This is a genomic window from Guyparkeria sp., assembly GCF_046540515.1.
Lineage (GTDB): Bacteria > Pseudomonadota > Gammaproteobacteria > Halothiobacillales > Halothiobacillaceae > Guyparkeria.
In genome coordinates this window covers 1-11750 of sequence record NZ_JBKHFB010000019.1, presented here as the reverse complement: position 1 = coordinate 11750, position 11750 = coordinate 1, and the positions used below count along the sequence as shown (strand labels likewise).

The 11750-nt window shown below is 67.1% G+C and carries 6 protein-coding genes; all 6 read left to right on the top strand.

Going from position 1 to position 11750, the window contains the following annotated elements; genetic code table 11:
- Positions 1-51: 51 nt before the first annotated feature.
- Positions 52-591, top strand: coding sequence for a shikimate kinase AroK (gene aroK / locus ACLFRM_RS04035; protein WP_410754434.1), 540 nt, complete (start codon positions 52-54; stop codon positions 589-591).
- A gap of 102 nt (positions 592-693) precedes the next feature.
- Positions 694-1809, top strand: a complete 1116-nt coding sequence (aroB, locus tag ACLFRM_RS04030; protein WP_410754433.1) for a 3-dehydroquinate synthase — start codon at positions 694-696, stop codon at positions 1807-1809.
- Positions 1810-1848: 39 nt separating this feature from the next.
- Complete coding sequence (locus ACLFRM_RS04025; protein ID WP_410754432.1) at positions 1849-3330, top strand: SPOR domain-containing protein; 1482 nt, start codon at positions 1849-1851, stop codon at positions 3328-3330.
- Positions 3331-3632: 302 nt separating this feature from the next.
- Positions 3633-8096 (top strand): glutamate synthase large subunit, encoded by a 4464-nt coding sequence (gltB, locus tag ACLFRM_RS04020; RefSeq protein ID WP_410754431.1) that lies wholly within the window; start codon positions 3633-3635, stop codon positions 8094-8096.
- A gap of 102 nt (positions 8097-8198) precedes the next feature.
- The gene (dnaG, locus tag ACLFRM_RS04015; protein ID WP_410754430.1) at positions 8199-9818 is read left to right on the top strand and encodes a DNA primase; all 1620 of its coding nucleotides are present in this window, start codon (positions 8199-8201) and stop codon (positions 9816-9818) included.
- A 247-nt stretch (positions 9819-10065) separates the two neighbouring features.
- Positions 10066-11750 (top strand): RNA polymerase sigma factor RpoD (rpoD, locus tag ACLFRM_RS04010; protein ID WP_410754429.1); only part of this gene is annotated, 1685 nt, incomplete at its 3' end.

Sequence of the window (11750 nt, the reverse complement as noted above, 5' to 3'; positions counted from 1 at the left end):
GCCCCGCCTCGGCGGGGTTTTTCGTTTCCCCAACCGGTATAATCCGCACACATGCGCAATATCATCCTGATCGGCCCGATGGGGGCCGGGAAAACGACCATCGGCCGCCTGCTGGCCAACCGGCTCGGCTGGACATTCCACGACTCCGACCGCGAGATCGAGAAACGCACCGGCGCGAGCATCCCTCTGATCTTCGACATCGAGGGCGAGTCCGGCTTCCGCGATCGGGAACACGATATGCTCACCGACCTGACCAAAGGAGGCGGCATGGTGCTTGCCACGGGCGGCGGGGCCGTCCTGCGTGAGGACAACCGCAAGCTGCTGCGGGAAAGCGGCCTGGTCGTCTACCTCTACACGTCGGTGGAACGCCAGTTCGAGCGCACCCAGCACGATACCCAGCGCCCCCTGTTGCAGAACGGCGACCGCCGCGCAACCTTGCAGCGGCTGATGGACGAACGCGATCCGCTCTACCGCGAGACCGCCCACGTGGTGCTGGAAACCGGCGGACAGACCCCGCGGGCCATGGCCGACCGCATCCTCGCCGCGAGCCGCCAGCACGGCCTCGAGACCGACGACAGCGGGACGCGTTGATGTAGACTTCGCACTGGTCCACCCGCAACGACGGGACCGGGCAACATGGCGCCCCACCGGGGGATGGCCACCTGACGAACCGCAGCCGACAGGGCACCGATCATGAACGATCCCGCCTCCACCCTCTCGCAACCCACCACCGTCAACGTGGACCTGGGCGAGCGCAGCTACCCGATCTTCATCGGCGCCGGGCTGATCGATGGCGACGAACTCGTGCCATTCATCCCCTCGTCGCGCGCGGTGATCGTCAGCAACACCACCGTCGCGCCGCTGTACGCTGAACGCCTGACCCAGGCGCTCGAGGCCGCCGGCAAGCGTGTCGACCTGATCGCCCTGCCCGACGGCGAGCAGTACAAGAACCTCGAGACGCTCGAACGCATCTACGACTTTCTGATGGAAAAGCAGGCCGATCGCAAGACCACGCTGATCGCTCTCGGCGGCGGCGTGATCGGCGACATCACCGGCTTCGCGGCGGCAAGCTTCCAGCGCGGCATCCCCTTCATCCAGGTGCCGACCACCCTGCTCGCCCAGGTCGACAGTTCGGTCGGCGGCAAGACCGGCGTGAACCATCCGCGCGGCAAGAACATGATCGGCGCGTTCTACCAGCCGCGCTGCGTGCTCGCCGACACCGCCAGCCTCGACACGCTGCCCGATCGCGAGCTCTCGGCCGGGCTGGCCGAGGTGATCAAGTACGGCCTGCTCTGGGACGAGGATTTCCTCGACTGGATCGAGGCCAACATGGATTCGCTGCGCCAGCGTGACCGCGCCGCGCTGACCGAGGCCATCCGCCAGTCCTGCCTGATCAAGGCCGAGATCGTCCGCCAGGACGAGCGCGAGGGCGGCATCCGCGCTCTGCTCAACCTCGGCCATACCTTCGGCCACGCCATCGAGGCCGGCATGGGGTACGGACGCTGGCTGCACGGCGAGGCGGTCGGCGCGGGCATGTGCATGGCCGCCGACCTCTCTCACCGCCTCGAGCTGATCGACGCGGCCACCGTCACACGCATCGAAACCTTGATCGCCTCGGCCGGTCTACCCACCCGGGCGCCGGCCGAACTCTCCGTCGAGCGACTGCGCGAACTGATGGACAGCGACAAGAAGGTCGAGGAGGGTCGCCTGCGGCTCGTCCTGCTCGGCCGCCTGGGCCAGGCACGACTGGTCGATCGCGTCCCCGACGAGGCCATCGTTGCCACCATCCAGGCGACACGAGCCGCCTGACCCCCTTACTCATCGACCCTAGCGACAAAGGATGCTGCCATGACCGAAGCGACGGAACACGCCCTGGAACAGGCCGAACGAATCGTCCAGTACGCCAAGTATTCCGACCGGTTCATGGTCGTCGAAGGGGACTCGGCCGCCGAACGTCGCGCCTTCGTCAAGCTCATCGGCCAGAAGCTGCCCCGACAGGTCCGTCCGGTCGTGCTGCGGGCCGACAGCGGCAATGGCTCGGCCGCCCTGATCGACCAGTTGAGCACCCTGCTGCAACTGTCCGCCGGCATCGAGACGATCGACCAGCTGATCAACGCCGCCACCGCCGCCCTCGAGGGGCAGGAACGACTGCTGATCGTGGTCGAGAACGCCGACCACTGGCTGGCATCGGATGCCGCCGACGCGTTGTTCGACCTGATCACGCAGGCGCACGAGCTGGCTCCCGAGCGCATCCTGTTCCTGCTGGTCGGTGCGGCCGGCCTGTGCGAACAGATCGAGACGGCCCAGCCGCTGGCCGGCCTGGTCGCCGACCTGCATTGCGCCCAGCTCCTCGGCACCACTCGGCCAACGACGGCAGCGAACGCCACCGCGGGCAGCGCCACCAACAAGACAGCCGCCACCGCCAACCAACCGGCTTCCGCGACCGCAACGACCGAACGCGACACCTCCCATCGAAAGCCTGCCGGACAGCCCCTCTGGGCCAGCCCTACGCTGTTGATCGCCGCGGTTACCGTCGTGGCCGTCATCGCCATTGGTCTGTTTGCGCTGCTGGGACGCTCGGACGATCCGCCCCGCGATACCTCCGCCCCCCCCGCCGCGGCCGAGCAGACCGACGAATCGGCCCCCGACTCCGAGGCTTCTGAAGAGGCGGCCGACAGTGACGAGGCGTCCGGAGGGGCATCTGTCAGCGACGAGGCGTCCGTGGATGACGACGCTGATCGCGAACGGGCAAACGACGGCGACGCCGCCGACGCGACCGACACCCGCCAAGAGTCGGCGACACTGCCCGACCACGGCTTGCCGCTACACGTGCCGTTCCCGGACGAGAGCGCCCGCCCCGAGGCGGACGAGGAGGACGAGACCACCGACGACGCAAGCGATCGGGCCGCAGGCCCGTCCGCCAAGGCGACCGACGCCGACGCCGACTCCGGTTCCGAGGCGACCAGCCCGGTCGAGACGGACGCCCGCGGCGATACGGCGGCCACCCCGCCGGTCGATGTCGACAACGCCTGGTTCCGCGAGCAGCCGCGCGCCCGCGCCGCGATCCAGCTTGCCGCCTTCGGCAAGCTCGACGGCGCCGAGGCAATGATCGACCGCTATGCGAGCGAGGCGCACCCGCGCGAGGAGTGGCGCATCTATACCCAGTCGATCAGCGGCAAGGTGCTCTACACGGTCACCTTCGGCGACTTTGCCTCCACCGAGCGGGCCGCGCATGCGATCGACTCCCTCCCGGACGAATTGCGCGAGCTCAAGCCCTACCCGCGCTCGGTGGGCGCAATCCAGGACCGACTCACCGACGTATCGGACTGAGGGACTCGGGGCGCCGCCGCCAGGCAAGCCTCACACCTCCCGGTTACGGCGAGTCACCCGCCCGCCCCACGGCGGTGACGCGTCGGCGCGTCGATTTGCCTGATTCCCGCCGGGCCGGTAAAATTCCGCCCCATTTTGCCCAAATCCCCCGGATACGGGCGCCCATCGAACCACGGTCGGCACCAGGGCTGTTGGCGCATGCTGAGAGGCACGCTGGCGACACGGCCGGGCCGCCAAGCCGAGGGCGGGATGAGCGTCGCTCGCCCGGCAAGCCGGAAGAATTCCAAGAGGTTGCGCAACTCATGAGCCAAGCCCCCACCCAAGGTCTGTACCACCCGAGTTTCGAGAAAGAGAACTGCGGCTTCGGCCTGATCGCCCACATGGACGACCAGGCCAGTCACGGCCTGGTATCGACCGCTATCGGCGCGCTGGCTCGCATGACCCACCGTGGCGGCATCTCCGCCGACGGCAAGTCCGGCGACGGCTGCGGCCTGCTCCTGAAAAAGCCCGACGGCTTCTTCCGCAAGGCGGCGAGCGATCTCGGGCTGGAACTGCCCGAGGTCTACGCCGTCGGCGTGGTGTTCTTCTCCCGTGACGAAACCAAGCGCGAACGGGCCCGCGAGGCGCTGATCGGCGCGATCGCCGAACAGGGGCTGAACCTCGCCGGCTGGCGCGTGGTCCCGACCGACCCGGCGGTCCTCGGCGAGATGTCGGCGGAGAAGCGCCCGGAGATCGAGCACCTGTTCGTCACCCCGGCCGAGGGCATGAACGAGGCGCAGTTCAACGCCGCCCTGTTCGTCGCCCGCCGCGATGCCGAGAACCTGATCCAGAACGACCCGGACTTCTACGTCCCCTCGCTGGCCAGCCAGGTCATCTCCTACAAGGGCCTCTTGATGCCCGAGGACCTGCCGCGCTTCTACAAGGATCTCAACGATCCGGCGCTGGAATCGTCGCAGGCGGTCTTCCATCAGCGCTTCTCCACCAACACCTTCCCGGAATGGAAGCTCGCCCAGCCGTTCCGTTATCTGGCGCACAACGGCGAGATCAACACCATCCGCGGCAACCGCAACTGGGCGCTGGCGCGGGCTGCCAAGTTCTCCTCGCCGCTGATCCCGGACATGAACCGCATCCAGCCGCTGGTCAACACCACCGGCTCGGACTCCTCGTCGATGGACAACATGCTCGAGGTGCTGATCACCGGCGGGCTGGACATGATCCACGCCATGCGTCTGATCGTGCCGCCGGCGTGGCAGAACATCGAACACATGGACGCCGACCTGCGCGCGTTCTACGAATTCAACTCCCTGCACATGGAACCCTGGGACGGCCCGGCCGGCATCGTCATGACCGATGGCCGCTTCGTCGCCTGCGCCATGGACCGCAACGGCCTGCGCCCGGCTCGCTGGGTGATCACCAAGGATCGCCACATCACGCTCGCCTCCGAGATCGGCGTCTGGGACTACGACCCCGCCGACGTGGTACAGAAGGGCCGCGTGCGTCCGGGCCAGATGGTGGCCGTCGACACCGCCGAGGGCGAGCTGATGCTGCCGCCGGAAATCGACTGCCGCCTCAAGGGTCGCAAGCCCTATCGCCAATGGCTGCGCGAGCAGTCCGTGCGCCTGAGGCACTCGGTCGCCAACGAAGAGGTCCTCTCGCTGGCGCCGATGGACGCCGACACCGTGCGCACCTACGAGAAGGCCTTCCTGCTGTCCTTCGAGGAGCGCGATCAGGTCATCCGCGTGCTGGCCGAGAACGGCCAGGAGGCGATCGGCTCGATGGGCGACGACACGCCGATGGCCGTGCTCTCCCAGACCCAGCGCTCGCTGTACGACTACTTCCGCCAGCAGTTCGCCCAGGTCACCAACCCGCCGATCGACCCGCTGCGCGAGGCCGTGGTCATGTCGCTCGAGACCCTGATCGGCCGCGAGCGCAACGTCTTCGAGGAGACCCCGGAGCACGCCCACCGCGTGCAGCTGGAGAGCCCGATCCTCTCCCCGGCCCGCTTCGACGCCCTGACGCAACTGGCCGACAAGGAATTCTCCTCGCAGCGCATCGACCTCAACTACGAGCCGAGCGAAGGCCTGGAAGCGGCCATCCGCCGCATCACCGACGAGGCCGTGGCCGCCATCAAGGGCGAGCACACCGTCCTGGTGCTCTCGGACCGGAACATCGCGACCGATCGCCTGCCGGTCCACGCCCTGCTGGCCACCGGCGCGGTGCATCACCGCCTGATCCGCGAGGGCCTGCGCACCGACGCCAACATCGTCGTCGAGACCGCCACCGCCCGTGATTCGCACCATTGCGCGGTGCTGATCGGCTACGGCGCGACCGCGGTGTTCCCGTATCTCGCCTTCGAGTCGATCGACGACATGCGTCGTCGCAACCAGATCGACGTCAAGCAGGCCGACAGGCTCGCGAGCAACTACGTCAAGGGCATCAACAAGGGCCTGAAGAAGATCCTGTCGAAGATGGGCATCTCCTCGGTGGCCAGCTATCGCGGCGCCCAGCTGTTCGAGATCATCGGCCTGGCCGACGAGGTGGTGGACCTGTGCTTCAAGGACACCACCAGCCGGGTCGCCGGGGCGCGCTTCGTCGATCTCGAGGCCGACCAGAAGATCCTGCTCAAGGAGGCGTTTACCAAGCGCAAGCTGCCCCGCCAGGGCGGCCTCCTGAAGTACATCGACGGCGGCGAGTACCACGCCTACAACCCGGACGTGGTCCAGACGCTGCAGAAGGCAGTCAAGGAAGACGACTACCAGGCCTGGGAGGAATACGCCGCCCACGTCAACGAGCGCCCGGTGGCGGCCTTCCGCGACCTGTTCCGCCTGAAGGAGAATGTCTCGCCGATCCCGCTCGATGAGGTCGAGCCGATCGAATCGATCGTCTCGCGCTTCGACTCGGCCGGCATGAGCCTCGGCGCGCTCTCCCCCGAGGCGCACGAGACCATCGCCGAGGCGATGAACCGCCTGGGCGCGCGCTCGAACTCCGGTGAGGGCGGCGAGGACCCGGCGCGCTTCAACACGCCGAAGATGAGCAAGATCAAGCAGATCGCCTCGGGCCGTTTCGGCGTCACGCCGCACTACCTGGTCAACGCCGAGGTGCTTCAGATCAAGATCGCCCAGGGCGCCAAGCCGGGCGAGGGTGGCCAGTTGCCGGGCCACAAGGTCGACGAGTTCATCGGCAAGCTGCGTTACGCCCGCCCGGGCGTGCCGCTGATCTCGCCGCCTCCGCACCACGACATCTACTCGATCGAGGATCTCGCCCAGCTGATCTTCGATCTCAAGCAGACCAACCCGCAGGCGCTGGTCTCGGTCAAGCTGGTCTCCGAGCCGGGGGTCGGCACCGTCGCCGCCGGCGTGGCCAAGGCCTACGCCGACCTGATCACCATCTCCGGCTATGACGGCGGCACCGGCGCGAGCCCGCTGACCTCCGTCAAGTACGCCGGCTCCCCCTGGGAGCTGGGCCTGACCGAGGCGCACCAGACCCTGCGCGCCAACGATCTGCGCGACAAGGTCCGCCTGCAGACCGACGGTGGGTTGAAGACGGGTCTCGACGTGGTCAAGGCGGCGATCCTGGGCGCCGAGAGCTTCGGCTTCGGCACCGGTCCGATGATCGCCATCGGTTGCAAGTTCCTGCGCATCTGCCACCTGAACAACTGCGCCACGGGTGTGGCCACGCAGAACAAGGTGCTGCGCCTGGAGCACTTCAAGGGCGAGGTCGACAAGCTGGTCAACTACTTCCGCTTCATCGCCGAAGAGGCACGCCACCTGATGGCGAGCGTCGGCGTGCGCTCGATCGAGGAGCTGATCGGCCGGACCGACCTGTTCGAGATGCGCGAGGCGGTCACCGACAAGCAGCGCCACCTGGATCTCTCCAAGATCCTCTCGGATGCGGGCATGGTCTCGGATGCGCCCAACTGCTGCGTCGCGCCGCACAACGACCCGCACGACAAGGGCCTGCTGGCCGAGAAGATCGTGAAAGAGGTCATGCCGGCGATCGAGGGCAAGACCGGCGGCGAGTACAGCTACCCGATCCGCAACACCGATCGCTCGATCGGCGCGCGGGTCTCGGGCGAGATCGCCCGTCGCCACGGCAACCAGGGCATGAACGACCACCCGATCACGCTCAGGTTCACCGGCATCGCCGGGCAGAGCTTCGGCGTGTTCAACGCCGGCGGCCTGCATCTGGAGCTCGAGGGCGATGCCAACGACTACGTCGGCAAGGGCATGGCCGGTGGCGAGATCGTGATCTACCCGCCCAAGGGCAGCACCTTCGCCACCGCCGATACGCCGATCATCGGCAACACCTGCCTGTACGGCGCGACCAACGGCAAGCTCTACGCGGCCGGCCAGGCCGGCGAGCGTTTCGCGGTGCGCAACTCGGGTGCCCAGGCGGTGATCGAGGGCTGCGGCGACCACGGTTGCGAGTACATGACCGGTGGGGTCGTCACCATCCTCGGCTCGACCGGCATCAACTTCGGTGCCGGCATGACCGGCGGGTTTGCCTACGTCCTCGACGAGGCAAAGGATTTCGTCGATCGCTACAACCACGAACTGGTCGACATCCACCGCCTGCAGGCCGCCGAGCTCGAGCCGCATCGCCAGCACCTGCGCTCGATCATCGAGGAGCACGCTCGCCGCACCGACAGCGCGCGTGCCCGCGAGATCCTCGCGGACTTCGACGCCTACCTGCAGAAGTTCTGGCTGGTCAAGCCGAAGGCGATGGAAATCGGCGACCTGCTCGACCTGCTCGAAAAAGCGGCATAAACCGATGCGCGGGCCCGATCTGGCTCGAGGCATCCTCAATCCGGGACCGACCACCCTTCCCGGGGTGGTCGGTCTTGTCATTCCCGGGGCCGGAGACACACCGTGAGTCGCATACCGGAAGCCTTCGTCGAGGAAGTCGTCGGCCGCTCGGATATCGTCGAGGTGATCGGCGCGCGCGTGCCGCTGAAGAAGAAGGGCAAGGAGTTCGCCGCCTGCTGCCCCTTCCACCAGGAGAAGACCCCCTCGTTCTACGTGAGCCCCGAGAAGCAGTTCTACCACTGCTTCGGCTGCGGCGCGCACGGCAACGTGGTGGGGTTCCTGATGGAGTTCGATCATCTCGACTTCCCCACGGCGATCGAGCACCTGGCCGGACGGCTCGGGCTGGAGATCCCGCGCGAGAAGGGCGATCAGGAAAAGCTCGACCGGATCGGCCGCCTGCGCCAGGTCACGGCAATGGCCAGCGACTGGTTCCGTGGCAACCTCAAGCAGTCGAGCGAGGCGATCGACTTTCTCAAGCAGCGCGGCCTGACCGGCAAGACCGCCGCTCGATTCGCACTGGGCTTCGCTCCGGCCGGCAATCACCTCGAGACCGCCATGGGTCACCGGGCGCGTCCCGAAGAGTTGGTGGCCACCGGCCTGTTGATCCAGCGCGACAACGGCGATCGCTACGACCGCTTCCGCGGCCGGGTGATCTTCCCCATTCGCGACCCGCGCGGGCACGTGATCGGCTTCGGTGGCCGCGTGATCGGCGACGGCGAGCCGAAATACCTCAACTCGCCCGAGACCGAGCTGTTTCACAAGGGCTACGGCGTCTACGGTCTTTTCGAGTCGCGCCAGATCGACCAGCGACCCGACCAACTGATCGTGGTCGAGGGCTACATGGACGTGATCCTGCTGGCCCAGAACGCCATCCCCCACGCGGTGGCGACCCTGGGTACCGCCACCACCGCCGAGCAGCTCACCCTGCTCTACCGCCAGACCGACCGGCTGGTGTTCTGCTTCGATGGTGACGCCGCCGGTCGACGCGCCGCGGTCAAGGCGCTCTCGGTCGCCCTGCCCCTGATGCAGGACGGCCGCGACCTGCGTTTCGCCTTCCTGCCCGAGGGCGAGGACCCGGACAGCTTCGTCCGCGCCCACGGCCAGGTCGGATTCAACCGCTTCGTCGAGCAGGAATCGATGGGGTTCGATCGCTTCCTGACGCTGCATCTCGACGAGGCCGTGCCCGGTGACGACACCGCGGCGCGGGCACGCAAGAACAAGCAGGCCCACCAGCTGATCGAACTTATGCCGCCCGGTAGCCTCAAACGCCTGACGGCTCGCCAGGTCGACCGCCACCACGGACTGTTCGGTCGACCGTTTCGCGACGAGAACCAGGCGACCGGCCCGACCGCCGCCAAGCGCCCGCCCCCGTCGCGATCGGAGGAGCATGCGATCCTCCGGCTGGCACTGACCCACCCTCGCCTCGCCGAGCGACTGAGACCAGCCGAAGTCTGGCACGGCGGCCGGCCACCGGCCGTGATCCAGCGTCTGATCGACGACCGTCTGACCACGGAGGATCGCCAACTCGCCGAGGCGCAGAACCTGGTCGGCATTGAAAACCCGGAAATCGCCGCCACCATGCTGGGTGACATCCTGGAGAAGCGCCGCCGGCGCGAGGAACTGGCGGAAAGGAAGCGGCAGCAGCGCGCCAATCTGGCCGGCGCTCGCCCACCGCGCGACTGATCTCGACATGGACGAATCGCCCGCAAGGCGGTATAATTTCGTGTTCCCCAACGGGAACGCCCGCACGATCAACCCGCCCAGCCGGCCGGTTCGTCGGGCCACCCCGCGCGAGGCCCGAACGTCTCCTCGCGCCGCCGGAATCCACTGACGCGCCTCGTCCGCTGGACGGGACTGCGCGGGGCGCCTGCGTATCCGCGGCGCGACTCTCAGACGTTTTCACCGAATTGCCGGAGCAGGTTCCACGCCGATGCAGCAAGACCAACAAACCAGCATCAAGCAGTTGATCGCCCTGGGCAACGAGCAGGGTTACCTGACGTATGCCGAGATCAACGACCATCTGCCCGAGTCGCTGGTCGATGCCGAACAGATCGAGGTGATCATCGGCATGATCCAGGACATGGGCATCCACGTGGCGGAAACGCCGCCGGACAACGATGACCTGGGCCTGTCGGACGAGCAGCGCGTATCCAACGACGACGAGGCCACCGAGGAGGCCGTCGCCGTGCTCGCCTCGCAGGTGGACGCCGAGTTCGGCCGCACCACCGACCCGGTGCGCATGTACATGCGCGAGATGGGCACGGTCGACCTCCTCAACCGCGAAGGCGAGATCGAGATCGCCAAGCGCATCGAGGAAGGCCTGCGCGAGGTCACCATCGCGATGGCGGCCTTCCCGCCGACGCTGGACACCCTGCTGGCCCAGTACGCCCGAGTCGAGGCCGAGGAGATCAAGCTCGCCGACGTCGTGGTCGGCTTCCACGCGCTCGATGACGAGATCCCGACGCCGGGCGGCAACAAGAACGACGACGCGGACGACGAGGAAGAGGAAAAGGACACCGGCATCGATGTCGAGGCCGTGCGCGCGGTGATCATGGAACTCAAGGAGCTCCACGAGCAACGCCAGGCGATCGCCACCAAGAGCCGCAAGGCCAAGACCGACGCGGCCAAGATCAAGGCGCTCACCGACCAGATCGCCGACCAGCTGATCACGCTGAAACTCAACCCCAACTTCAACGAGCGACTCGTCAAGCAGGTCCGTGACGCCATCGCCCGCGTGCGCCTGCTGGAAAAGCAGATCATGCAGCAGGCCGTCGAGAAGGGTGGCATCAAGCGCGAGATCTTCATCCACGCCTTCCGTGGCCACGAGACCAGCAACGAGTGGATCGCGGAGGTCACCAAGGGCAAGCCGACCGCCAAGTTCGCCGCCGTCCAGCCGGAGATCGAGCGACTGGCCAAGCGACTGGCCACCGTCGAGCGCGACAGCCAGCTTCCCGTCAGCGGCATCCGCGACGTTCACCGCAAGGTGACGCTCGGCGAGGGCAAGGCCCGCCGGGCGAAGAAGGAGATGATCGAGGCCAACCTGCGTCTGGTCATCTCGATCGCCAAGAAGTACACCAACCGCGGCCTGCAGTTCCTCGACCTGATCCAGGAAGGCAACATCGGCCTGATGAAGGCGGTCGACAAGTTCGAATACCGCCGCGGCTACAAGTTCTCGACCTACGCCACCTGGTGGATCCGCCAGGCGATCACCCGCTCGATCGCCGACCAGGCACGCACGATCCGCATCCCGGTGCACATGATCGAGACGATCAACAAGCTCAACCGCATCAGCCGCCAGATGCTCCAGGAAATGGGCCGCGAGGCCACGCCCGAGGAACTGGCCGAACGGATGGACCTGCCCGAGGACAAGGTCCGCCGCGTGATGAAGATCTCCAAGGAGCCCATCTCCATGGAGACGCCCATTGGCGAGGACGACGATTCGAGCCTGGGCGACTTCATCGAGGACCAGGGCGCGGTCTCGCCGCTGGACTCGGCCACCAACGCCTCGCTGTCCGAGATCGTGCGCGAGATCCTCTCGACGCTGACCCCGCGCGAGGCCAAGGTGCTGATGATGCGCTTCGGCATCGGCATGAACACCGACCACACCCTCGAGGA

Excerpts from the sequence above, each read along its gene's own strand:
- gltB (WP_410754431.1), top strand. The coding sequence starts at position 3,633 with ATGAGCCAAGCCCCCACCCAAGGTCTGTACCACCCGAGTTTCGAGAAA.
- aroK (WP_410754434.1), top strand. The coding sequence starts at position 52 with ATGCGCAATATCATCCTGATCGGCCCGATGGGGGCCGGGAAAACGACC.
- aroB (WP_410754433.1), top strand. The coding sequence starts at position 694 with ATGAACGATCCCGCCTCCACCCTCTCGCAACCCACCACCGTCAACGTG.
- ACLFRM_RS04025 (WP_410754432.1), top strand. The coding sequence starts at position 1,849 with ATGACCGAAGCGACGGAACACGCCCTGGAACAGGCCGAACGAATCGTC.